The organism is Acidovorax sp. Root267 (genome assembly GCF_001429215.1).
GTDB lineage: Bacteria > Pseudomonadota > Gammaproteobacteria > Burkholderiales > Burkholderiaceae_C > Acidovorax > Acidovorax radicis.
In genome coordinates, this window is record NZ_LMJC01000033.1 from 151,216 (window position 1) to 173,802 (window position 22,587).

Genomic DNA, 22,587 nt, shown 5'->3' on the forward strand with positions numbered 1-22,587 from the left:
GTAAGGTGGCTGTTCTGCGAAGCGATCAGTCTTCTTCTACGTGGCTCAGGCTCAGGCCGATCGCACCCCGCCTGCGCAGCCAGGGGCTGGGACGGTAGCGGGTGTCGCCATAGACCGTTTGCATGTTGAACAGCACTTCCAGAATGTTGGTGGGGCCCCAGCGGTCGCCCATGGCCAGGGGACCGAGGGGGTAGCCCAGGCCCAGGGTGACGGCGGTTTCCAGGTCCTTGGGGGAGCAGATGCCTTGCTGGCAGATGTCGCTGGCGATGTTCACGATGGTGGCCACCACGCGCTGCGTGACAAAACCACCGCTGTCGCGGATCACGCTCACGGCCTTGCCGTCGCGGGCGAACAGCGCATGCACCGCATTGCGGATGTCCACGCGGGTGGCCGGGTTGGTGGCCAGTACGCGGCGCTTGGTGGCGGCATCGTCGATCAGCATGTCGATGCCGATGGTGCGGGCGGGGTCCAGGCGCTCGACCACGGCGACGGTGGTCACGTCAAAGCCCAGCGGCGCGACCAGCGTGATGGCCTGGGGCGAGGGCGATTGGCCGGTTTCGATGGTGGCGCCCAGCTCCTTGAGCAGCTGGTACAGCTCGGCGCGACGGGCCGCGCGGGGCGAAACCCACACGGGGGGAATCTCGGTCACCACGGGCGGCGGGGCCTCTGCGGGTATTTGCGCCACGCCGTCCACGTAGCGGTAAAAGCCTTCCCCCACCTTCTTGCCCACCACGCCACCCGCCAGGCGCTGCGCGGTGATCACGCTGGGGCGAAAACGCGGCTCGTCGTAGTACTGGCGGTAGATGGATTCCATCACCGGGTGGGAGACATCCAGCGCAGTGAGGTCCATCAGCTCGAAAGGCCCGAGCTTGAAGCCGACCTGGTCGCGCAGGATGCGGTCGATGGTGGCGAAGTCGGCCACGCCTTCGCCTACGATGCGCAGGGCCTCTGTGCCGAAACCGCGCCCCGCGTGGTTCACGATGAAGCCGGGGGTGTCTTGTGCCTGAACGGGGGTGTGGCCCATCTCTTTGGCGTAGGCCGCCAGGGCGGTGCAAATCGCGGGTTCGGTCTTGAGGCCCGCAATGACTTCCACCACCTTCATCAAAGGCACCGGATTGAAGAAGTGAAAACCCGCCAGCCGCTGCGGGCGCTGGAGCGCCGCCCCAATCGAGGTCACGGACAGGGAAGAGGTGTTGGTGGCCAGCACGGCATCGCTGCGCACCACGGATTCCAGTTCGGCAAACAGCTTCTGCTTCACATCCAGCCGTTCGACGATGGCTTCGATCACCAGGTCACACGCGGCCAGATCGGTCACTGCCTGCACCGGGTGCAGCCGCGCAGCGAGTGCCGTGGCTTGATCCGCATCAATGCGCCCTTTGGCGACCAGCTTGGTCCATTGGTCTTGCAGCGCCGCCTGGGCGGCCTGGGCGGCGCCTGGGGTTGCATCGAGCAGAAAAACCTGGCTGCCGGCCTGCGCGGCGATCTGTGCAATGCCCCGACCCATGGCGCCGGTGCCCACGATTGCGATGTTGGGAAACTGAATTTTCATAGCGCCATTATGGCTCTGGCGTTGCGCGGGACTTATGTGCAAGAATGGACCGCACCAAAACAGAACTTATTGTGAAAATCCGTAACGCCATTTTTGGGACCGGTCTGTGGATGGTCGCTGCGGGCGCCTCGGCATTGTCTTTGGGCAGCAGCAGAGGCGCGGTGGTGTTGGGTGCGCCGGTGGATCTGTCGTTCGATATCCAGCCAGACCCGGGCACCGATCTGGCCTCTGCCTGCGTGACCGCCAAGCTGGTGGCAGGGGACACGGCGATTGGCGATGCGAAAGTGCGGGTGGTTCCCTTGCCCGACATGCGGGGACGCTCACCGGCGGTGCGGGTGCAGGCCGCCGTTGCGGTGGACGAGCCGGTATTGATGGTCACCTTGTCGGCGGGATGTACGGGCAAGATCACACGCACCTACACATTTTTTGCCGAGCTTCCGTCCACGGTGGCTCGGTCGGCATCACCGGTCGATGTCTCGCGGCTTCCTTCTGTGGCCGGAATGGGTGTTGAAACACCCCGTCCGGCCCAGGGTTCAACTGGCCCGCGCCCCAGCGTGGCTGCGGCATCTCCTGCCGCACCTTCTCCTTCGGCATTGCCGCCCTCGCGGCCCGAAAACCGGCCTGATTCTGTGCCAGCCCCACCGGCGGCCAAGCCTGCGGCGCGCCTTGCACCCCCACGGCCCGCAGAGTCGGCCACCACACGCTCCCAGACCCCCGCCGTTGCAGCGCCGCTTGCCAAGAACAAGGCGCCAGCAGTGCCCAAGCCTGCCGACCGGGCCCGCCTTGTGATCGAGCCGCTCGATGTCTGGGTGGACCGCCCGCTGGCGCTGCGCACCTCTCCCGAACTGCTGGTCCTGCCGGCAGACCAGCCCTCGGCCCAGCGAGCCCAGGCTGCAGCGCTCTGGAAAGCACTGAACGCCCAGCCCGAGGATGCCAATCAGGACAGTGATCGGCTCAAGGCCTTGGAGGCCGATGTCGCCAACCTGCGGGCGCAGGCCGCCCGGGACCGGGCCGCCGCCGCGCAACTGCAGCAACAGCTGGAGCAGGCCGAGAGCGAGCGATTCCCCGCCACCGTGGTGTACGCGCTGGGCGGGTTGCTGCTGCTGGCGCTGTTGCTGGTGGCGTGGGCTTGGGTGCGGATGCGCAGCGCCTCCGAAAAGGCGGTGCGGGCATGGCGCGATTCCGTGGCGGCGCTGGGAGGGCATGACGCCCTGGCCGAACATGGAGCTGCGCTGGGCCTGGCCCCACACCCCAGTGACGACTGGATGCCGTCTGACGAGCTTGCTGAAGTCCGGGCTCCCTCCGCTGATTCAGCCGCAGCCCCGCTGGTGACACCGTTTGTGGCCACGGCCCCGTTGCCCAGTGCGCCGGCCCCCCTGAAGGCCATGCCCCCGGCAGCACCCCCTGCCGCTGCACCCCGGCCTGCACTGCACATCGTCAGCCCGGAAGAGCTTTTCGACATCCAGCAACAGGCCGAGTTTTTCATCTCGGTGGGTGAACACCAGCAGGCCATCGAAGTGCTGAAGAAGCACATCGCTGAACGCGGCGCGACTTCGCCACTGGCCTATCTGGAGCTTTTGCGGCTTTACCACACGCTGAGCAGGGTGGAGGAGTTCACGCAACTGCGCACGCAGTTCATGCAATCGTTCAACGCGCAAGTGCCAGAATTTGCCAGTTTCCACCGCACGGGCCGCATGCTCTACCACTACACCGATGCGCTGGCCGACATCGAGGCCGAATGGACTTCTCCGTCGGTGCTGCAACTGCTCGAAAAGCTGCTGTTCCGGCACGACGGTGCCGGTTCGGTCGAGCCCTTTGACCTTGCGGCCTACGACGACCTGCTGTTGTTGCTCTCCATTGCACAAACCACGCCCGCGAGTGCCAGAGGGGAACCGGCACCCCGCAAGCGCACCACACCGCTGGCGGCGCCCCGGGTCGAAACGCAGGTGCAGCAAGAACCGCTTCAGAACGTGCTGGCCAAAACAGACGCATTGCCGCAGGACTCGCGCGCGGCCAGCCTGGAGTTCGACTTTGACGGAATGCCTCCCGTTGCGGGACGTCCGCCCCAGGCCGCAGTGGTCGCAGCGCCCTCGGTGCTGGATGGCGACACGCGTGGTGCGGCGCTGGATCTGGACCTTGACCTGTCAGAGCCGCCCCATCTCACGCTCAGTGATTTGCCGGTCGTGCCGGTGACCGCCCCCCCGCCCCCGGGTCAGGCCGTGGGTTTTGGCATGGACAACGACCTGGTCGAACTGCGGCTGGAGCTGGAGCAGAAGAAGACTGGCCGCAAATAGGGCGCCAGGGAGTAGCACCTTTTCAGGGCTGGCCGTTTGTTTACGTTTTCATCTGGCGCATCAGCTGCGCAACGGTGGCCTCGGGGTCAGTCGCATTGACGATGGCGCGAACCACCGCAATCGATCCCACGCCCGTGGCCTGCACCTGGGCAAACTGCTCGGCGCCGATGCCGCCAATGGCCACCTGGGGGTAGCTGCGCAGAAGGCGCGCGTAGACGCCCAGCCGGCCCACCCCCTGCGGGGCCGTGGCCATTTTCTTGAGGGTGGTCGGGAACACGGCGCCCATGGCGATGTAGCTGGGGCCTACGGCATCTGCACGCACCATTTCCGCGTAGCCATGGGTGCTGACACCCAGGCGCAGGCCTGAAGCGCGCAGCGCTTGGAGTTCATCGGGGGCCAGGGCATCCAGATCTTCCTGGCCGAGGTGAATCCCATAGGCACCTGCCTGGATGGCCATGCGCCAATGGTCATTGATGAACAGCAGGGCGTTCGTGCCCTTGACGGCCTGGACCGCCGCGTGCACCTGCTGCGCAATCGCATGGGGATTGGCCGACTTGAAGCGAAGCTGCACCGTGGGTACACCTGCACGTGCCATGCGGCCCACCCAGTCGGCGTCGGGCAACACGGCGTACAGGCCCAACTGGTCAGGACAAGGGGCGAACGCCTGGGCACGTGGCACGGGTTGCAGGCCAAAATCCTCCGGTGTGTCGGGCCATTGCTCTGGCTGGAAGGCGCCGGTGCGCAGGCTCTGGGTCAGCCAGGCCTGGGCGAGGCATTCCGCGTCGTGGGCAATGAAGCCCAGCGTGCTGCAAGCCTGCAGGGCTGCCAGGTAGGCGGGTTCCTGTCGCGTGGGCTCCGGGGCAGGCTCTGCGCCAAAGCCCGCGAAGGTGGCGGCGTGGTGCGCAAGAATGGCCTGCACCATGGCGCTGGTGTCGTCACGCATGTTGTTCATGGTGCCAAAAGGGGGTGCCGAGCACGGGCGTGCTGGGCTGGGCGGCCTCCTGCGCAGCCATGGCACCGGCCTTGCGCGCGGCACGCCCGGCATTCACGGCGTCGGCGAAGGCGCCTGCCATGGCCACCGGGTCTTGCGCGAGTGCGACTGCGGTGTTCAGCAGCACGCCGTCGTAACCCCATTCCATCACCTGGCAGGCGTGTGATGGCAGGCCCAGCCCGGCGTCCACCAGCATGGGCACGTTCAGGCGCTCGCGCAGCGTTTGCAGTGCATAGGGGTTGACGGGGCCACGGCCTGTGCCGATGGGCGCGGCCCAGGGCATCACGGCCTGGCAGCCCACATCCACCAGGCGCTGGCACACCACCAGGTCTTCGGTGCAGTACGGCAGCACCTGAAAACCTTCCTTGATGAGGTGTTCCGCCACGCCCACCAGGTTCAGCGTGTCGGGCTGCAACGTGTAGTCGTCGCCGATCAGTTCCAGCTTGATCCAGGGGGTGTTGAACACCTCGCGCGCCATCTGTGCCGTGGTAATGGCCTCTTGCGCGCTGTGGCAGCCGGCGGTGTTGGGCAGCACGGGTACGTTGAGCTTGCGCAGAAGCTCCCAGAAGCTGCTGCCGCTTTCGGCCGGGTTGCTGCCCTGGCGGCGCAACGACGCGGTGACCATGGCGGGTTGCGCGCGCAACACGGCGGCTTCGAGCACCGCAGGGGATGGGTAGCGCGAGGTGCCCAGCAGCAGGCGGCTCGCGAACTGCTGGCCGTACAGCACCAGAGGGTCTTGGGGCGTCGAAGTGGTCATATTTTTACTATCTTTTTAATAGCTACTCGCGCTTGATGGAAAAGCGCTAGGGGCCAATTTTTCTCAAAATTGCAAGCCAGGGGTCATCCCCCCGTCACGGGCGAAATGATTTCCACGCGGTCACCGGGCTGCAGGGCCTGCGCGGCGTAGCGGGTGTTGGGCACAAAGTGGGTGTTCACGGCCACGGCAAACGGGGGGCGGGCCGCGATGGCGGCCACGGCATCGGCCACGGTGGCACCCTCGGGCAGTTCGTGCGGGATCTGGTTGATGGAGATGTTCATGCGAAGGCGGCGGCCGCGCTGGGTGGGGGCAGGGGGGCGGGCTCCAGTTCCAGCGCGAGGTCAAAACGTTGCGAAAGCTGCGATTGTCCCGCGTTCAGCACTTCCAGCGTCACGTCCAGCAGGGCGGGCGCGATCATGAAGCCGTGGCGGTACAGGCCGTTGATCTCCAGCACGCCCCGGCGTGGCTGGCGAATGGCGGGCAGGTTGTCGGGCAGCGTGGGGCGGCACTGCGTGGCCAGTTCCAGAATGCGGCCCTCTGCAAAGCCGGGGTGCACGGCGTAGGCGGCGGAGAGCAGCTCCAGCGTCGATCGCACGCTTGCGGGCGAGAGGTCGTCCGATTCGATCTCGGTCGCACCGATCACGAACAGGTGGTCCGGCTTGGGGGCGATATAGATGGGGTAGCGCGGGTGCACCAGCCGGGTGGGGCGTTGCAGCGTGACATCCGGTGCGTGGATTCGCACCACCTCGCCCCGCACACCGCGCAAAGCCGGCCATTGGGCCTTGGCGCCGAGGCCACGGCAGTCCAGCACCCAGTCGGGCTGGCCGGGGGCGCCGGGCGCAAAGGCGTCGGGCGACTGGGGGGTGTGCCAGTGCATGCGCACGGACAGCCGCTGCATTTCCACCACCAGCGCCGCCAGTAGCTGCCGGTTGTCGAGCTGGCCCTCGCCGGGCAGGTACAGGCCCTGCGCAAAGCGCTGCGCCAGCGTGGGCTCCGCCTGGGCCAGCGCGGCGCCGTCGAGCTTTTGCAGGGCTGGCAACTCGGGCACCGTCTGCTGATTGGCCTCCAGCTGGCGAGTCAGCCGCTGGGCCTCGGCCGCGTCCTGCCGGTGCCACACGATGAGCGTGCCGGCCTGCTGGAAGAACACGGGCTCGGCCAGCGCCGCCAGCAGCTGTGGCCAGCGGGTGAGGGCATGGTGGCCCATGCGCACCACACCAGGCTCGGTGATGGCCGATTCGGCCAGCGGCGCCAGCATGGCAGCGGCCACGGTCGCGGCCGAATGTTCAGCGGCCGGACTGCCTGCGTCGTAGATGTCGACCCGGTGCCCCTGGCGGGCCAGCTCCACCGCAAGCAGGCGGCCCATGAGGCCCGCGCCCAGAATGGCAAAAGAAGAGGGTTGAAGTGGCATAGGTCCGTCGGTGTGTCCGTGTGTTGGCTGGCAACCATGGACAAAACGGGGCGGTGCCGCTCTTGGAAACTCCCCACGCCAGCATGACCTGGATCGGGTAGCGGGGCCACGGTGTGGTGCAGGCAGTGCCGTGCAGCGCTGCGTGCGGGCCCCAGGGTATTTCTCAGTCGCACACCAAAAGCGGTGGGACACCCCTGTTTCGTCCGGAAAAATCAATTACAGCACAACCAAAGGCAGCCCTTTTTGCGCTAGCGCATAGGCCATAATTTTTGCCATGACTTCTTTGACCCCGCCGTCCTCCACGCCGTCTATGCCTTCCACACACCGCTATGTGCGTGTGCTCTCCATCGCCGGTTCCGACAGCGGCGGCGGGGCGGGCATTCAGGCCGACCTCAAGACCTTCAGCGCGCTGGGCTGCTACGGCATGACGGCCATCACCGCCATCACGGCGCAGAACACCTGTGGCGTGACGGGCATCCACGGCATTCCGCCCGAGATGCTCCGGGCCCAGATCGATGCCGTGGTGCAGGACATTGGCGTGGATGCGGTCAAGATCGGCATGCTGCATTCGCCCGAAGTGGTGCGCGTGGTGGCCGATGCCATCCGCACCTACCAGCTGCCGCATGTGGTGCTCGACCCCGTGATGGTGGCCACCAGCGGCGACCGGCTCATTGCCGCAGAAACCGTGAGCGTGCTGGTGCAGGAACTGTTTCCGCTGGCCGAGGTGATCACCCCCAACCTCGATGAGGCCGGCTGGCTGCTGGGGCGCAGCATCAAGGGCGTGGAAACGCTGGATGAAGCCGCGCAGGCGCTGTGCGCGCTGGGTGCACGCGCAGCGCTGCTCAAGGGCGGCCACCTGCCCGGAGACTGGGTGGTGGACGTTCTGGCCACCCGCAACGGCGCGCGGCAGCGGCTGGAGTCTGCACGCATTCCCACGCCCAACGGGCACGGCACCGGCTGCACCTTGTCTTCGGCCGTTGCGGCCCACCTGGCGCAGGGCCTGCCCTTGCAGCAGGCGGTGGAGCGCGCACGCGCCTACATTCTGGGCGCCATCGCCGCAGGGGCCAATGTGACCACCGGCCGTGGCCACGGTCCGCTCAACCACGGCTATGCGCCTGTGGCGCAGTTGGTGCTGTAGAAATTTGATTGTTTTTGGCCTCTAGCGCTTATCGGGTAAGCGCTAGTAGCTCACAATTCGATAGCTATTCAATGGCCCCGTGGCCGTGTGGCCCAGGCCAGCAAAAAGCTGAACGCCAGCGCCGGCAGCGCTGAACCCGCGCCCGGTACCACCTGCGGAGCCAGGTGGTAGACGGCAATCCCCACCAACCAGATCGCCACCGGGGCCGCATTTACCCGGCGTGCCGCAGCCAGCAGCGCGGGTGCGTTGGTGCCAAACGCCAGTCGGCCCAAGATCACCCCAAACAGCGGCACAAACACCGAGCTGAGCAGCAACAAAAACGGCTCCAGGCTGTGCATGGGCAGCACCAGTGCGAGGCCTGTGCATACGGCTGCCATGGCCAGGCCCCACTTGCGCACGCCCCAGCGTGGCAGCAGGCTGTGGGCCGACACCGCACCCGAATAGGTGTCGCCATAGGCGTTATCCACCTCGTCGATCAGGATCAGCGACAGTGCGATCAGCCCGCCCTGGGCCAGCAGCAGGGCCTGCACCAGGTCCTTGCTCGGCAGGGTCAGCGCCACCAGCACACCCAGCGTGTAGCACCACATATTGGCCAGCGCGTAGCCCAGCCAGGTGCCGCGCAGCGCGGCGCCACCGCTCTTGCCGTGGCGCGCATAGTCGGCCACCAGCGGCAGCCACGAGATCGGCATGGCGATCACCAGGTCCAGCGCGGGCAGCACGCCCATGCCGCCTTCGCCCTTGCGCGTCCACAGCGCTTCAAAACCCTGGGTCTGCGCCAGCGACAGGAACTGCCACGACAGCCACAGAAGCGACAGCACCACCAGCGGCAGCGCCACGCGTGCGATCACCTTGCGCACCAGCTGCACCATCGAGCCGCTGATGAGCAGCATCACCACGCCGCCCCACAGCAGCGTAACCAGCACGGGCCAATGCGCGCCGGCCATGGTGCCGGACTGCTGGCCGATGGCCACGGTGGCGTCGCGCATCACCACCAGCTCGAACGTGCCCCAGCCCACCAGCTGCACGATGTTCAGGATGATCGGCAGGCTGGCAAACGTGCGGCCATACACCGCGTGCATCAGCCCGGCACTGGCCAGGCCGCTGTCGCAACCGATCTTGGCCACCCAGCCCAGCAGGCCCGCGCCCACGATGGAGCCGCAGACGATGGCAATCAGCGCCTCTTGTGTGCCCAGTGCAGGCATCAGGTACGCGCCCACCTGCATGACCAGCAAACCCACGCCCAGGCTGAACCAGAGCGAGGCGTGGTCATGCCACTGGAAGACCCGGCGGTCGGGGGATACGGGGGCCAGCGCTTCGTTGGCGGCGGGCGCGGCGGGGGATGAGGACATGGATGGCTCCGTAGCAGTACAGAGCAGGGGCGGCCCGCCAGCGCGCCCCAAAGTCAATTCATTCTGGGCTGTGCCGAGGCGGACGTGCTTCCCTGCGCGAGGATGATCTCAATCAGGTTCAAAGGGACTCTCTCAGTCGGTTCCGGCAGGCCGGTTCGACACCCCTAGCGATGGCGCCCCAAAGGAGCGCGGTCCTATTGTAGGGGGAGGGTCAGCGCTTGGCCTGGGCAATCGGGATCGCGTAGTGCATCACGGAGTCGTCGGACGTTGGGTGGTACTGGGCACCGTAGATTTCCAGATCCGGCCCCAGGGTGTGCGACGGGCCGGCCGACAGCAGCCAGCTGGAGTAGATGTAGTTCACCGTCGCATCGACATTCTGCGCAGGGCCCCGGTGGGTGAAGCGTGCATAGGTCGATCCGGGGATTTCCAGGGCCACCATGCCCGGTGGCAGCGCACCGGGGCCGCGCACTTCGATGCAGGCCAGGTAGCGCAGCTCTTCCGTGTGGGGTCCTGCTGGCGCCACGGCGCCATAGCAGACCCCGGGCACGGTGTTCGCAATCTCGCCCAGCCGGGGCAGGAACTTCGCCCACAGGGGCGGCAGTTTCTGGCCCAGGTTGTTCTTTTCGGAGTCGATGCCGTAGTAGTCCGTGGGCAGCCCGACCAGCTGCATGGCGGGCTGCTGCTGAATGTCGGGTTCCAGAGAAATGTTGTGGTGAATGTGCGCGAGGTAGCTTTGGTCAAACCGGATCTTGCGCACGAACAGCGAGCGGTTGCCCATCTTGCGGTACTGCGACGGCGTGAGCCGAAAGCAATCGCGGAACGCGCGCGTGAAGCTCTCCTGCGTCTCGTACCCCGACGCCAGCGCAATGTCGAGCACGCTCAGCCGCGTGTTGGTCAACTGCTCCAGCGCCCGCGAGAACCGGCGCGACCGGATATAGGTCTTGAGGGTTTCGTTGGTCAGCGCCTTGAAGATCCGCTGGAAGTGCCACTGGCTCATCCCTGCAGCCCGTGCCACCTCGGAAAGCTGGATATCGGATTCGAGATGGGCCTCGATGAAATCGATGCCCTCCTGGATTTGCCGGAGATAAAGCACAGTGGCGTCCGTTCAAGGGGTTTCAAAGAAACCGGTCATCGCAACCAAGCGATTCTGGTCGTTGTACCGGCCGTAGCTCACGCCTTCCCCGATCACCTGCCCGCTGCCATCCACCATGTTCCACTTGGCGATGCTCTGCTGGTTGTGGCTGGCGAAATAGTGGGTCACAAAATGCCCACCGGGCACTTGGCTGTGAAAGTTGTCCATGTAGGCCGTCAATTGGTCCCAGCCCTGGGCGGTGGCCAGCGGGTCGTTGTAGGTGCAGGCAGGGTCGAGGGACTGGGTAAAAAGGGCTGTGCGGTCCGCGGCCGAGTCGGTCTTCCACGACGCGGTGTAGGTGTCCCAGATGGATTGAAGGGGTTGTTGGCTCATGGTGTGCTCCTGATGGGTGAATGGAGACGCCATCGTGCCGGGCGCTTGTGCGCCTTTTGGACATTTTGTGCTTATTTGTGGGCGCGTCGTTTGGGCACGAAGTGACGAACCCTGGCCCGCCGGGACTACGCGCTGACGGACGGCGCCGATACCGGTGCCACACCCAGCAACTGGTGCAGCCGTGGGCTGGTGGTGGTGTACTGCAGCGCCACCTTGTCGCCCTTGAGGGCCTCGGCGGCGCCAAAGGCGGCCAGAGTGGCCTCGTGGAAGCCGCACAAGATGAGCTTGCGTTTGCCGGGGTAGGTGTTGATGTCGCCCACGGCGTAGATGGCGGGCACGCTGGTGCGGAAGGCTTCGGTGTCCACCACCAGCTGTTTGCGGTCCATGGCCAAACCCCAGTCCGCAATGGGCCCGAGGCGGGGTGAGATGCCCAGCACGGCTACCAGCAGGTCCAGCGCCAGGGCGCGGGTGCTGCCATCGGCGTCCACCACCTGCAAGGCGGTCAGTTGGTCACCAGCGGTTTCGATACCGGTGATCTGCGCGGCCTCGACGTGGATGCGGCCCGCATCGCGCAGTTGCTGCAGGCGCTGCAGCAGGGCGTCGGGCGCCTGGAACACATCGCGGCGGTGCAGCAGGCTGACGCGGGCGGCCTGGCCTTGTTCGGCCAGTTCCACGGCGCGGGCCACCGCGGGCTCGTCGCCGCCGTGCACCACCACATGGTGCCCGGCCACGTTGGCCGTGGAGGGCAGGTTCTGGTAGTGGACCTGTGTGCCCACAAAGCGCTCGACGCCGTCCACCTTGAGCGTGCGTGGCACAAAGGCGCCCACGCCGGCGGCAATGAACACGCTGCGGGCCAGCAGCTGCGCACCTTGCGAGGTTTCGACCAGCAGGCGCCCATCGGTGTGCACGGAGAGTGCGGACACCAGCGTGTTCAGGTGCCACTGGGTCTTGAACGGCGCGATCTGCTCAAGTAGCAGGCCAGCCAGCTCGCGCCCGGTGCACACGGGGATGCCGGGGATGTCGTAGATGGGTTTGTCGCCGTACAGCTCGACGCACTGGCCGCCCGCATGGGGCAGGGCGTCGATCAGGTGGGCGGTGATGCCTTGCAGGCCCAGCTGGAAGACCTGGAACAGGCCCACGGGACCCGCGCCGATGACGACGGCGTCGGTTTCTTGAATCATGCTCAAGCCACGCGCGCAGCGCCCGAAACTGGCGCTGCCAAAGACCTGTGCCACCGTGGAACTGGCTTTGCCAGGCCACTGGTGGCGTCCCCCTTGGGGGATGGCACGAAGCGACTCAGGGGGGTCACTTGACTAGTTCGTTGACCTTGCCCGGCTTGCCGTTCCACTCGTCGGCGTCTGGCAGCGCGGGCTTGCGCTTGGTGATGCTCTTCCAGCCGTCGGCAAAGGACAGATCGGCGTTGAGCTTGATGAAGGCGATCTGGTCGGCCGGCAGGTCTTCTTCGGCAAAAATGGCGTTGGCCGGGCACTCGGGGATGCACACGGCGCAGTCGATGCATTCATCGGGGTCGATGACAAGCATGTTCGGGCCTTCGCGGAAGCAGTCCACGGGGCACACGTCCACACAATCGGTGTACTTGCACTTGATGCAGTTTTCGGAGACGACGTGGGTCATGACAGGAGTTGTGTGGGTCGGTGAAAACCCTCAATTTTAGAAGCTTTCACCGACCATTGGTTACAAGGTCCCTCACCCGGATGGGGTGACTGGGGTTTGGGGCACTGATCTAGATCAGTTGACCAGCACGGCACCGGCCGTTTTGTGGCTGGCGGTGTCCACCAGGATCAGCGATCCGAGCACGCGGGCTTTGCCGAAGGCCGCTGCGGGAATCGCCTCTTGCAGCAGCAGGTCCACATGGCCGATGGCATTGGGGTCGAGCTGGGTGGCGGCTTCTTCGGCCAGCGTGTTGATGTTGAGCTTGTGCACCACGGCTTTCACCTTGGCCTTGACCCAACGGTGGCCGTGCAGCGCCCAGTACACGCGGCCTGCGACCAGGGGTTCGTCGTCCATCCAGGCAATGGTGGTGCGCAGCTCGCGGCTGGCGGGCCAGGCGGGCACGCTGGCCGGCGTGTCAAAGTCGTCTTCGGCGGGGGCGGCGACAGCAGGCGCCGCCAGAATCCAGTCGCCGCGCGAGACATCCACCTCGCGGTCCAGGATGAATCCCGCGCTGGTGCCTGCGGGCACATCCGTGGGGCGGCGTGCATGGTCCAGCACCTGGGCCACGGTGGCCAGCTGGCCGCTGGGGAAGATCTGCACGGGCGTGCCAGGCGCTACATTGCCCGAAGCCACACGACCCCAGAACACGCGGCGGCCTTGGGATGTGTCCGACGACGAGGACGAGGACTTTTCGACCCACTGCACGGGGAAGGCCAGGGGCAGGCCCGTATCGGCCGGGGTGTTGGGCAACTGCTCCAGCACCTGCAGCAGCGTGGGGCCTTCGTAGCCGCACCAGCCCGCGTGGGCGTCCACCACATTCCAGCCCTTGAGGGCGGAGACCGGCACCGTGGCGCGCACGGTGATGCCAGCCGCCTGGGCGAAGGACTGCAGTGCGCCCTGGATGTGTTTCCAGGCCAGCACGGGGTCTTCCACCGCGTCGAGCTTGTTCACGGCAAACACCAGCGAGTGCACGCGCAGCAAATGGGCCAGCAGGCTGTGGCGGCGGGTCTGCGGCAACAAGGCCAGGTCGGCATTCTTCCAGTCGAGCTTGGTGGCATCGACCAGCACCACGGCGGCATCGGCGCTGCTGGCGGCGGTGACCATGTTGCGCGTGTACTGCTCGTGGCCGGGGGCGTCGCCGATGATGAACTTGCGCTCTTCGGTGGCGAAGTAGCGGTAGGCCACGTCGATGGTGATGCCTTGCTCGCGCTCTGCGCTGAGGCCGTCGGTCAGCAGGGCCAGGTCGGTTTCGCCCTGGCGCTGCACGCCAGCAAGGTGGTCCTGCAGCACGGCCTTGCTGTCCACCAGCAGGCGGCCGATCAATGTGCTCTTGCCATCGTCCACCGAGCCACAGGTAATGAACTTGAGGGCGGAAATATGGTTATTTTGGCCGCTGGCGCTTGTCTGGATTGCGCTGGAAGCTATCGAATTCATAGTGGTCATCAGAAGTACCCGTCTTTCTTGCGCTTTTCCATCGAGGCATCGCTGGTCTTGTCGTCCATGCGCGTCGCCCCGCGTTCGCTCACGTCGGCGGCCAGGGTCTCGATCACGATCTCGGCCGGGGTGGCCGCCGTGCTCTCCACCGGCGCGGTGCAGGTGATGTCGCCCACGGTGCGAAAGCGCACGTCGCGCGTCTCCACCACGTCGCCGTCGCGCGGCGGTGTCAGTTCGGTCACGGGCATCAGCAGGCCCTTGCGGTCCACCACCTGGCGCTTGTGCGTGTAGTAAATGCTGGGCAGGCCGATCTGTTCTCGGTCGATGTACTGCCACACGTCCAGTTCGGTCCAGTTGCTGATCGGGAACACGCGGAAGTGTTCGTTCGGCTGCAGGCGGGTGTTGAACAGGGTCCACAGTTCAGGCCGCTGGGCCTTGGGCTGCCATTGGCCAAAGCTGTCACGGTGCGAGAAGATGCGCTCCTTGGCGCGGGCCTTCTCTTCGTCGCGGCGCGCGCCGCCGATCAGGGCGTCAAAGCGGAATTCCTCGATCGCTTCGAGCAGCGTGACCGACTGGTGCACGTTGCGGCTCTCGCCCGGGTGGGCCAGGCGCACCGTGCCGCGTGCCATCGAGTCTTCAACGCTGCGCACGATGAGCTCGGCGCCCAGTTCCTGCGCACGGAAGTCGCGGAAGTCCGTCACTTCCTTGAAGTTGTGGCCCGTGTCGATCATGAGCAGCGGGTAGGGAATGCCACCGCCGCTGGCCTTGGTGCCAAAGGCCTTTTCCGCGCATTTGAGCATGACGAGCGAATCCTTGCCGCCCGAAAACAGCAAGGCGGGGCGCTCAAAGGCGGCGGCCACTTCGCGCAGGATGAAGATGGTTTCTTCTTCCAGAGCATCCAGGTGCGAGTTGTTGAGGTGATAGCTCATGTTGTTGTTCTGCAGCTGTGCTGCATCGGTGCGGGCGTTCATGGTCGGATCTGCGGCGGAGTCAGTGGGCAAGATGCAGCCCGCACTCGCGGTTGTCTTCGCCCTTGGTGGGGTCCACGTAGTCGAAGTTGTTGGGCAGGCCGTGCTTGACGCAGTATTCGTGCAGGTCCTTGGACGACCAGTGCAGCAGCGGGGCCACCTTGATCAGGCCATCAGGGTTGATGCTGACGGGGTCCATCTGCGCGCGCACGGCGGTGTCGGTGGCACGCAGTGCGGTGAACCACACCTTGGGGGCTGTCTCGCGCAGGGCACGGGCAAAGGGTTCCAGCTTCACTTCTTCGGTGAAGAAGGCGTGGCGTGGGTCGTCCAGGGCTGGTGTTGCGCCTTCTACCGCTTCGCGGTGTGCGCGTGAGCGGCGTGGCAGGTAAATCTGCAGCTTCAGGCCCAGTTGCTTCGTCACTTCGTCGGCAAAGCGGTAGGTGGCCTCGGTGTTGTAGCCATTGTCCATCCAGACCACCGGCACATCAGGGTTCACCTGCGTGACCATGTGCAGGATCACCGCTTCGAAGGGGCGGAAATTGGTGGTGACGATGGATCGCTCGCCCAGGCCCAGCGCCCAGGCTACCAGGCCGGGGGCGTTGCGGCCGAGTTCGGCGTTGACGAGTGTGAGGTCGAATTGGCTCATGGTGTGGGGTTCTAGGGTATACGTGGGCTCAGGGCTGCACTCAAGCAGCAGCCCGGCTGACAAACAGCGGCTGGGGGTTCACGGCATCGCCCTGGTAAAAGCCCGGGAACAGCGCAAACTGGCGCTGCGCATCGGCAGCGTCCACGCCCTCGGCCAGCACGGCGCTGCTGAAACCCGTGCGCTGCATCTGCACCAACTGGTCGATCAGCACGTCGCCCGTGGCGCGGATTTCGCCCTGAAAGCCACGGCGGCGGCGCAGCAGGAAGGCCTGGCTGAAGGCGCGGCCATCGGTGAAGTTGGGGAAGTGCAGGTCCACACGTTCCACACCATCGAGCGGCAGGGCCATGGCGTCGGCATCGTTGGGCAGGGCCACGGTGCGGGCGTCACCCTCTGCGGGCGGCTGGTGGTCTTGGGCGGCGAGTAGTTTCAACATCATGTCTGTGGGGCTGTGCGGTACGGCGCTGTGCGAGCTCAGGCGGCAGCGGTTTCTGGTTCTTTGTGGCGCGCTTGCTTGGCGGCTTCCTTGAACGGGTCCAGGCCTGTGCGGCGCACGGCCGACTGGAAGGTCTCGCCTGGTTCGCGCAGGTCTCGGTAAGTGCCGAGCACGGCCTCGATCACGTCGGGCACTTCGGCGGCAGAGAACGAGGGGCCAATCACCTTGCCGGCCACGGCCGCGCCCGACAGGTCAGAACCATCGGAGCCGCCCAGCGTGACCTGGTACCACTCCTTGCCGTCTTTATCGACGCCCAGGATGCCGATGTGGCCGCTGTGGTGGTGGCCGCAGCTGTTGATGCAGCCGCTGATGTGCAGGTCGATCTCCCCGATGTCGTCGAGCTCGTCCAGGTCCTGGTAGCGCTGGGTGATGGCCTCTGCGATGGGCAGCGAGCGGGCGTTGGCCAGCGCGCAGAAGTCGCCGCCGGGGCAGGCGATCATGTCGGTGAGCAGCTGCACGTTGGCGCTGGCCAGACCCAGGGCCTTGGCTTCTTGCCACAGGGCAAACAATCGGCTGCCGTGCACCCAGGGCAGCAGCACGTTCTGGTCGTGCGTCACGCGGGCTTCGCCTGCCGAATATTTGTCCACCAGATCGGCCAGTGCGATGAGTTGTTCGCTGGTGGCATCGCCGGGCGACTGGCCCGGGCGCTTGAACGACAGCGTGACGGCGCGCAGCTGCTGATTTTGGTGGGCGTGCACGTTGCGTTTGAGCCAGCGGCCAAACATCACATGCTCGGCAGCCTGGGCGTCCAGTGAGGCCTGCAGGGCAGCGGGGGGCACGTCGGCAATGTCGGCCAGCTTGGGGGTCACAAAGCAGGCGGCCACGCGGTCGAACTCGGCCTGTGGGATGGTGTGTGGGCCACCGTCGATCTCCACGATCTGGCGGTACTCTTCTTCCACGTCGTCGATGTACTGCTGGCCCTCGGCCTTGACCAGGATCTTGATGCGTGCCTTGTATTTGTTGTCGCGGCGGCCGTGCTCGTTGTACACGCGCACGATGGCCTCGATGTAGTTCATGACCTGGTTCCAGGGCAGAAACTCGCGGATCACTGTGCCGATCACGGGCGTGCGGCCCATGCCACCGCCCACGAACACCTTGAAGCCGATCTCGCCAGCGTCGTTCTTGAGCACGTGCAGGCCCACGTCGTGCCAGCCCGTGGCAGCGCGGTCGTCCTTGGCGCCGCTGATGGCGATCTTGAACTTGCGCGGCAGAAAGGCGAACTCGGGGTGTAGCGTGGTCCACTGGCGGATGATTTCCGCATAGGGGCGCGGGTCCACGATCTCGTCCACGGCGATGCCAGCCAGCGCGTCGGTGGTGGTGTTGCGGATGCAGTTGCCACTGGTCTGGATGCCGTGCAGCTGAACGCTGGCCAGCAGGTCCATCACGTCCGCGCTTTTGGACAGCGGAATCCAGTTGAACTGCACATTGGTGCGGGTGGTGAAGTGGGCGCAGTTCTTGGGCAGGAAGGTGGTACCCAGCTTGCCCTGGCCTTCCATGGCGGCCTTGAAGACGGCAGCTTCGGGTTCGTCGTATTCGCGGGCGATCTGGGCCAGCACGCGCAGCTGGCGGCTGGCGATTTCGCCATAGGGCACGGCCACGCGCAGCATGGGCGCATAGCGCTGCACATACCAGCCGTTTTGCAGGCGCAGCGGGCGGAAGTTGTCTTCCGACAGCTTGCCGGTCTGCCAGCGCGTGAGCTGGTCACGGAACTGCCGTGCGCGCTGCTGCACAAATTGTTGGTCGAATTCGGTGTATTGGTACATCGTGGAGCCACTCAGATCAGAATCAGTTTGAAGCCTGCCCAGGCCAGCAGGATGGACAAGGCGGAGCGAATCAGGCGCTCGGGCGTGCGGGTCACCAGGCGCGAGCCCAGCCAGATGCCCGGCAGTGAGCCAGCCAGTAATTGTGCAAGCAAAGGCCAATCGACCGAGCCCAGCGAAGCGTGTCCCAGACCAGCCACGAGGGTCAATGGCACGGCGTAGGCGATGTCGGCGCCAATGATGCGCGGCAGGGGCAGCATGGGGTAGACCAGCAGCAGCACGGTGACGCCAATGGCGCCCGCACCCACCGAGGTAAAGGTGACCAGCGTGCCGATCACGGCGCCCATCAGGATGGGCAGACTCCAGTGGCGGGGGCGTGTGGGGTCGCCAGCGTGGTTTTTGCGGGCTGCGGCTTCGGCCGCCTGGCGCTGTGCAGAAAACGCAACCACCTTGTAGAGCGTGGCCGCCGCCGTCAGCAGCAGGGCAAAGCCCAGGGTGGTGGTCATGACACGCTGGGCGATGCCGCTCGCGGGGCCCATCACCTTGAGGGCCCACAACGCCAGCAGCGCGGCCGGAATGCTGCCCGCGCAAAGCTGGCCCACCACTTTCCAGGGCACCAGGCGCTGGCGGGCCAGGCTCACGGTGCCGCCCATCTTGGTGAAGGCCGCAAACAGCAGGTCGGTGCCCACGGCCATGTGGGGCTTGACGCCAAAGAAGAAAATCAGGATCGGCGTCATCAGCGAGCCGCCGCCCACACCCGTCAGGCCTACGATCAGCCCGACAGCAAAGCCCGCAAAAACAAACGCCAATTCATGCATGGGTGCGAATGTAGGGGACGGGCTTATGGATGCAAACTATTGTTTTGCTCTGCCAATATGCTCAATTTCTTATAAGCAAGTGTTGGCGTGGGTTTTTAAAGGGTTTTGGTACGGGCTACAGGCGCTCGGTGCCCAGCGCCCTGGCCAGCCTTGCGTCCAGCGGCAAGGGTTCGCTTTGCAGGCGGGCGGCCAGCAGTTCGCCGCACAACAGGGCCAGGGTCAGCCCCCGCGCACCCATGGCGGTGTTGACCCAAAGCCCCCGAAGGTCCGTGGCGTCCACGGGGCCGACGATGGGCAGGCGATCCGGCGCGGTACAACGCACGGCGGCCCAGGACTGCACGGCAGGGGCTGCCGCAGGCCCCTCTTCAGGGTCTGATGCCGCGAGGGGGGTGGAGAGCGCCCGGGCAAATGCGGGTTCCAGCTCCGGGGCTATCCCGGGCAGCAGGCCCTGCAGCTTGGCCCAGTTGGTGGCGTGGGCCGCCTGGACATCGGCGGCGGTGGGGGGCAGGGCCTCGACGTCGCGTTCAAAAGTGGAGCCCATTACCCAGCCGTGGTGGCCTATGAGGTTGTCTTCCAGCGGAAATCGAGGGACCAGGTTGCCGTTGCCATTGGCCGGAAACGGCAGCAGTGGCGCCGCAGGGTCCGTATGCACGCCCCAGGACACCTGCCCCCGCACCGGCTGCAAAAGCCAGCGGTGGTTGAGCAGCGGGAGGCTGCCCGCGCCCGCCGCGATGACCACGGTGGGCGCCTCGGCCAGCACCTTGCCCTGGGCGTCCAGCGCCTGCCAGATGGAGGTCGCTGGGCTGCCGTCGGCGGCAGGGCGCTCGGTGCGCCGCAACTGCGCCACCTGGCAGCCGCCTTGCCAGCGTATGCCGGGCTGCGCCAGCAAGGCCCTGGCCAAACGCGCAGGGCGAACCCAGCCCGCCTGGTGGTGCCAGCAGGCCGTGGCATCGGTGGGCAATTGGGCCTTCGCCAGCGTGGCAGGTGATGCAGGCTCGCTCCAGGCCGCGCCCGGCCCGTCTGCCCAGCCGGGGGGCAGGCCGGGTGTGCCATCGGTGCGGTGCTCCAGCACACCGCAATGGGCCCAGTCCACGCCCTCGCTCAGCAGCCAGCGGGCCTGCTCCAGCGTGGTGCGGATGCCGCTGCGCGACAGGCGCGAGAGCACGCTGTCATCCGGCGATACATGCGGCGCAAACACCCCAGCGGGCAGGGCCGATGCACCTGCCGCAGGCTCGGCGGCCTGATCCAGCACCATGACCTGCCAGCCGCGCCGCGCCAGGCTGGCGGCGGTGGCCGCGCCCGCAATGCCGCCGCCGATCACGATGCAGGGGCCGGGCAGGGCGGGGTCGGCCGTGGCCACAGGCTGGCGCGTGGTCCGCGGTTCCCAGCGCGGGTTGTAGGTGGCGTGCAGGTTGTCGCGCTTGGGCGGCACACCGGGCACACGGGTCACTTCAAAGCCACATTGGGCCAGGGCATCGCGCACAGCGCGTGCGATGGTCCAGGTGGCGAGTTGTGTACCGCGACGGCAACAGCGCGCTACGGCCTTCAGGGTGTGCAGGTCCCAGTTTTCGGGGTTCCGTTGGGGGCTGAAGCCGTCGAGGTAGATGGAATCCACCGTCAGGTTCTGCTGGCGCAGCATGGCCTGGGTGTCGCCCACATACAGGGTGAGCAGCACACGGCCGTCATCAAAACGCAGGCGGTGCACGCCCGGCAGCAGGCCCCACCATTGCTGGTGCAGTGCTTCTGCCAACGGGGCCAGCTCAGGGTGGACTGAGGTGGCACGCAGCAGATCGGCTGCACTCACGGGCCAGGCTTCTGTCGATACGAAGTGCAGCAGCGTGGGCCGCGCGGGGTCGGCCCGCCACGCGGCCCAGGTCACCAGGAAGTTCAGGCCAAAGCCAAACCCTGTCTCCAGAATGCGCCATTGCGGCTGCCCCGCCCAGGCCTCGGGCAGGCCACAGCCGTTCAGAAACACCCGACGGGCCTGGTCCAGGCCGCCGTTTTCGCTGTGGTAGCGGTCGCCGAAGCGGGGGCTGTAGGGGGTGCCGTCCGGCAGCCACTCGATGGGTTCAGTCATGAGAACGGCAAAAGGCCGGCGTGGCGCCGGCCTGTTGGAAAGAGAAGGCGGTTTTTACCGCGAACCGCTCCGGGGTGTGTTGCGCTGCGTCACGCGCTGGGCGGGACGTATCCCGCTGCAGCGTCAGCACCGCTGCCAAAAAAGTGGTTTTAGCGAAACCACTTTTTGCAGCGCTGCACTGCGCTTCGCTCCATTACGCACTGGGCGGGACGTATCCCGCCGCGGCGTCTGCGCCGCCGCCGAAGAAATGGTTTTCCATCTGCCGGGCCAGGTACTGGCGGGCGCGGGCGTCGGCCAGGTTCAGGCGGTTTTCATTGACCAGCATGGTCTGGTGCTTGAGCCAGCCCGCCCAGGCTTCCTTGCTCACGCTTTCCCAGATGCGCTTGCCCAGTTCGCCAGGGTAGGGGGGGAAGTCGAGGCCTTCGGCTTCCTTGCCGAGCTTGATGCATTGAACGGTGCGTGCCATGGGGTGTTTCCTTGTATGGAGCGAGCAAACAGGGGTTGCTCAGATGTTTTGGATATAAAGAACTGAAATCTCAGTAGTTCCAGTTTTGAAGAGGGCCTTCCAGAATGCGTTTCATCGGTGTTTTGCACCGAAATACATTCCCAAAAAAGAGGCCTCCAATGAACTTTCGCCGCGACTTTATCAAGTTTCCCTTCGCTGCCGCCCTGGTGGGCGGTTTGGCCCTGACGGCATTGCCGTCGTTTGCACAGTCTGTGACGCTGCTCAATGTGTCGTACGACCCCACCCGCGAGTTGTATGTGGAGTTCAACCAGGCTTTCTCCAAGCACTGGAAGGCCAAGACCGGCCAGGACGTGACCATCAAGCAAAGCCATGGCGGCTCGGGCAAGCAGGCGCGCTCCATCATTGACGGGCTGGATGCCGACGTGGCCACCCTGGCGCTGGCTGGCGACACCGACGCGCTGCATGCCAACGGCGGCTGGATCCCGAAGGACTGGCAAAAGCGCCTGCCGCACAACAGCTCACCCTACACCTCCACCATCGTGCTGGTGGTGCGCCAGGGCAACCCCAAGGGCATCAAGGACTGGGACGACCTCATCAAGCCCGGCATCAGCGTGATCACACCCAACCCCAAGACCTCGGGCGGCGCCCGCTGGAACTACCTGGCCGCCTGGGAATTCGCCAAGCGCAAGCTGGGCAGCGATGCCAAGGCCAAGGACTTCGTGGCCAAGCTGTACGGCAATGTGCCGGTCCTCGATACGGGCGCGCGTGGCTCCACCATCACCTTTGCCCAGCGCAACCAGGGTGATGTGCTCATCGCCTGGGAAAACGAGGCCTACCTGCTCGAAAAGGAATTCGGCGCCAAGTTCGACGTGATCGCCCCCTCAATCTCCATCCTGGCCGAGCCCGCCGTGACCGTGGTGGACAAGAACGTGGACAAGAAAGGCACGCGCGCCGTGGCCGAGGCCTACCTGCAGTACCTCTACACCGAAGAGGGCCAGGACATCGCCGGCAAACACTTCTACCGCCCGGCCGTGTCTGACAAGGCCAAGGCCAAGTACGCCAAGCAGTTCCCCAAGCTGAACCTGTTCACCATCAACGATGCGTTTGGTGGCTGGGACAAGGCGGCCAAGGACCACTTTGCGGACAACGCCAGCTTCGACCAGATCTACACGCGGAAATAAGTTCACCCCGCCTGGGCGGGTGAGGTGGTGCCCCAGCCTCGGCGAACCCCGCCCGAACGGGCGGGGAGGGGCACTGCTCGTCCATTTTTATAAGAAATCAGCCTCTGGCGCTTGTCTGT

The 22,587-nt window shown here is 65.8% G+C and carries 21 protein-coding genes and 1 riboswitch; of the genes, 3 read left to right on the forward strand and 18 right to left on the reverse strand.

Translation table 11 applies throughout. The annotated features are described in order from the left end of the window. Positions 1–25: 25 nt before the first annotated feature. Complete coding sequence (locus tag ASE39_RS24140; RefSeq protein WP_057272782.1) at positions 26–1,549, reverse strand: 3-hydroxyacyl-CoA dehydrogenase; 1,524 nt, start codon at positions 1,547–1,549, stop codon at positions 26–28. Between the two features lie 71 nt (positions 1,550–1,620). Between ASE39_RS24140 and ASE39_RS24145 the strand changes: the two genes are divergently transcribed. Then, on the forward strand, positions 1,621–3,843 hold the full coding sequence (locus tag ASE39_RS24145) for a hypothetical protein (RefSeq protein ID WP_242421553.1): 2,223 nt from the start codon (positions 1,621–1,623) through the stop codon (positions 3,841–3,843). Positions 3,844–3,883: 40 nt separating this feature from the next. On the opposite strand, the gene thiE is transcribed toward ASE39_RS24145, so the two are convergent. The 4 genes from thiE to ASE39_RS24165 form a co-directional block, all read right to left on the reverse strand. Then, positions 3,884–4,786 (reverse strand): thiamine phosphate synthase, encoded by a 903-nt coding sequence (gene thiE, locus ASE39_RS24150; RefSeq protein WP_057272852.1) that lies wholly within the window; start codon positions 4,784–4,786, stop codon positions 3,884–3,886. Beyond that, positions 4,779–5,591 carry a thiazole synthase gene (locus ASE39_RS24155; RefSeq protein WP_057272783.1) on the reverse strand — a complete coding sequence of 271 codons (813 nt, stop codon included), beginning with the start codon at positions 5,589–5,591 and terminating at the stop codon, positions 4,779–4,781. Before ASE39_RS24155 ends, thiE begins: the two co-directional genes overlap by 8 nt. Before the next feature lie 83 nt (positions 5,592–5,674). Then, positions 5,675–5,872: a sulfur carrier protein ThiS gene (thiS, locus tag ASE39_RS24160; protein WP_057272784.1), complete on the reverse strand. Its 198-nt coding sequence runs from the start codon at positions 5,870–5,872 to the stop codon at positions 5,675–5,677. After that, entirely contained in the window at positions 5,869–6,999 is a 1,131-nt protein-coding gene (locus ASE39_RS24165) for an FAD-dependent oxidoreductase (RefSeq protein ID WP_057272785.1), read from the reverse strand. The genes thiS and ASE39_RS24165 overlap by 4 nt, the downstream gene beginning before the upstream one ends. A gap of 274 nt (positions 7,000–7,273) precedes the next feature. Between ASE39_RS24165 and thiD the strand changes: the two genes are divergently transcribed. Further along, complete coding sequence (gene thiD / locus ASE39_RS24170; protein WP_057272786.1) at positions 7,274–8,137, forward strand: bifunctional hydroxymethylpyrimidine kinase/phosphomethylpyrimidine kinase; 864 nt, start codon at positions 7,274–7,276, stop codon at positions 8,135–8,137. Between the two features lie 68 nt (positions 8,138–8,205). Here thiD and ASE39_RS24175 read toward each other — a convergent pair whose 3' ends face one another. From ASE39_RS24175 to ASE39_RS24235, 13 genes are all read right to left on the reverse strand, one after another. Beyond that, entirely contained in the window at positions 8,206–9,486 is a 1,281-nt protein-coding gene (locus tag ASE39_RS24175; protein WP_057272787.1) for a cytosine permease, read from the reverse strand. Positions 9,487–9,558: 72 nt separating this feature from the next. Then, positions 9,559–9,662, reverse strand: a riboswitch (TPP riboswitch). Positions 9,663–9,697: 35 nt separating this feature from the next. Continuing rightward, entirely contained in the window at positions 9,698–10,579 is an 882-nt protein-coding gene (locus tag ASE39_RS24180) for a helix-turn-helix domain-containing protein (protein ID WP_057272788.1), read from the reverse strand. A 12-nt stretch (positions 10,580–10,591) separates the two neighbouring features. After that, complete coding sequence (locus ASE39_RS24185; RefSeq protein ID WP_010461256.1) at positions 10,592–10,951, reverse strand: nuclear transport factor 2 family protein; 360 nt, start codon at positions 10,949–10,951, stop codon at positions 10,592–10,594. A gap of 125 nt (positions 10,952–11,076) precedes the next feature. Beyond that, positions 11,077–12,132: an NAD(P)/FAD-dependent oxidoreductase gene (locus tag ASE39_RS24190; protein WP_057272853.1), complete on the reverse strand. Its 1,056-nt coding sequence runs from the start codon at positions 12,130–12,132 to the stop codon at positions 11,077–11,079. 124 nt (positions 12,133–12,256) lie between these two features. Further along, entirely contained in the window at positions 12,257–12,586 is a 330-nt protein-coding gene (gene fdxA / locus ASE39_RS24195; RefSeq protein WP_056744243.1) for a ferredoxin FdxA, read from the reverse strand. A 114-nt stretch (positions 12,587–12,700) separates the two neighbouring features. Further along, the gene (locus ASE39_RS24200) at positions 12,701–14,068 is read right to left on the reverse strand and encodes a GTP-binding protein (protein WP_010461261.1); all 1,368 of its coding nucleotides are present in this window, start codon (positions 14,066–14,068) and stop codon (positions 12,701–12,703) included. Continuing rightward, positions 14,068–15,030 (reverse strand): sulfate adenylyltransferase subunit CysD, encoded by a 963-nt coding sequence (gene cysD / locus ASE39_RS24205; RefSeq protein WP_010461263.1) that lies wholly within the window; start codon positions 15,028–15,030, stop codon positions 14,068–14,070. Before cysD ends, ASE39_RS24200 begins: the two co-directional genes overlap by 1 nt. 19 nt (positions 15,031–15,049) lie before the next feature. Further along, positions 15,050–15,673 (reverse strand): phosphoadenosine phosphosulfate reductase family protein, encoded by a 624-nt coding sequence (locus ASE39_RS24210; protein WP_010461266.1) that lies wholly within the window; start codon positions 15,671–15,673, stop codon positions 15,050–15,052. Positions 15,674–15,713: 40 nt separating this feature from the next. Then, positions 15,714–16,103 (reverse strand): DUF934 domain-containing protein, encoded by a 390-nt coding sequence (locus tag ASE39_RS24215; RefSeq protein WP_029413763.1) that lies wholly within the window; start codon positions 16,101–16,103, stop codon positions 15,714–15,716. A 41-nt stretch (positions 16,104–16,144) separates the two neighbouring features. Next, positions 16,145–17,929: a nitrite/sulfite reductase gene (locus ASE39_RS24220; RefSeq protein ID WP_057272789.1), complete on the reverse strand. Its 1,785-nt coding sequence runs from the start codon at positions 17,927–17,929 to the stop codon at positions 16,145–16,147. 11 nt (positions 17,930–17,940) lie between these two features. Further along, the gene (locus ASE39_RS24225) at positions 17,941–18,744 is read right to left on the reverse strand and encodes a sulfite exporter TauE/SafE family protein (protein WP_010461277.1); all 804 of its coding nucleotides are present in this window, start codon (positions 18,742–18,744) and stop codon (positions 17,941–17,943) included. A gap of 115 nt (positions 18,745–18,859) precedes the next feature. Beyond that, positions 18,860–20,821: an FAD-dependent 5-carboxymethylaminomethyl-2-thiouridine(34) oxidoreductase MnmC gene (mnmC, locus tag ASE39_RS24230; protein WP_057272790.1), complete on the reverse strand. Its 1,962-nt coding sequence runs from the start codon at positions 20,819–20,821 to the stop codon at positions 18,860–18,862. Between the two features lie 193 nt (positions 20,822–21,014). Next, complete coding sequence (locus ASE39_RS24235) at positions 21,015–21,287, reverse strand: oxidative damage protection protein (RefSeq protein WP_010461281.1); 273 nt, start codon at positions 21,285–21,287, stop codon at positions 21,015–21,017. A gap of 158 nt (positions 21,288–21,445) precedes the next feature. Between ASE39_RS24235 and ASE39_RS24240 the strand changes: the two genes are divergently transcribed. Continuing rightward, positions 21,446–22,468, forward strand: coding sequence for a sulfate ABC transporter substrate-binding protein (locus tag ASE39_RS24240; RefSeq protein ID WP_057272791.1), 1,023 nt, complete (start codon positions 21,446–21,448; stop codon positions 22,466–22,468). Positions 22,469–22,587 lie beyond the last annotated feature (119 nt).

Bases quoted from the DNA above. Each gene is read 5' to 3' on its own strand.
- ASE39_RS24235 (WP_010461281.1), bottom strand. From the start codon at position 21,287: ATGGCACGCACCGTTCAATGCATCAAGCTCGGCAAGGAAGCCGAAGGC.
- ASE39_RS24185 (WP_010461256.1), bottom strand. From the start codon at position 10,951: ATGAGCCAACAACCCCTTCAATCCATCTGGGACACCTACACCGCGTCG.
- ASE39_RS24240 (WP_057272791.1), top strand. From the start codon at position 21,446: ATGAACTTTCGCCGCGACTTTATCAAGTTTCCCTTCGCTGCCGCCCTG.
- ASE39_RS24200 (WP_010461261.1), bottom strand. From the start codon at position 14,068: ATGACCACTATGAATTCGATAGCTTCCAGCGCAATCCAGACAAGCGCC.
- ASE39_RS24165 (WP_057272785.1), bottom strand. From the start codon at position 6,999: ATGCCACTTCAACCCTCTTCTTTTGCCATTCTGGGCGCGGGCCTCATG.
- ASE39_RS24225 (WP_010461277.1), bottom strand. From the start codon at position 18,744: ATGCATGAATTGGCGTTTGTTTTTGCGGGCTTTGCTGTCGGGCTGATC.
- ASE39_RS24175 (WP_057272787.1), bottom strand. From the start codon at position 9,486: ATGTCCTCATCCCCCGCCGCGCCCGCCGCCAACGAAGCGCTGGCCCCC.
- ASE39_RS24155 (WP_057272783.1), bottom strand. From the start codon at position 5,591: ATGACCACTTCGACGCCCCAAGACCCTCTGGTGCTGTACGGCCAGCAG.
- ASE39_RS24190 (WP_057272853.1), bottom strand. From the start codon at position 12,132: ATGATTCAAGAAACCGACGCCGTCGTCATCGGCGCGGGTCCCGTGGGC.
- ASE39_RS24220 (WP_057272789.1), bottom strand. From the start codon at position 17,929: ATGTACCAATACACCGAATTCGACCAACAATTTGTGCAGCAGCGCGCA.
- thiS (WP_057272784.1), bottom strand. From the start codon at position 5,872: ATGAACATCTCCATCAACCAGATCCCGCACGAACTGCCCGAGGGTGCC.
- cysD (WP_010461263.1), bottom strand. From the start codon at position 15,030: ATGAACGCCCGCACCGATGCAGCACAGCTGCAGAACAACAACATGAGC.
- thiE (WP_057272852.1), bottom strand. From the start codon at position 4,786: ATGCGTGACGACACCAGCGCCATGGTGCAGGCCATTCTTGCGCACCAC.
- fdxA (WP_056744243.1), bottom strand. From the start codon at position 12,586: ATGACCCACGTCGTCTCCGAAAACTGCATCAAGTGCAAGTACACCGAT.
- ASE39_RS24210 (WP_010461266.1), bottom strand. From the start codon at position 15,673: ATGAGCCAATTCGACCTCACACTCGTCAACGCCGAACTCGGCCGCAAC.
- ASE39_RS24140 (WP_057272782.1), bottom strand. From the start codon at position 1,549: ATGAAAATTCAGTTTCCCAACATCGCAATCGTGGGCACCGGCGCCATG.
- mnmC (WP_057272790.1), bottom strand. From the start codon at position 20,821: ATGACTGAACCCATCGAGTGGCTGCCGGACGGCACCCCCTACAGCCCC.
- thiD (WP_057272786.1), top strand. From the start codon at position 7,274: ATGACTTCTTTGACCCCGCCGTCCTCCACGCCGTCTATGCCTTCCACA.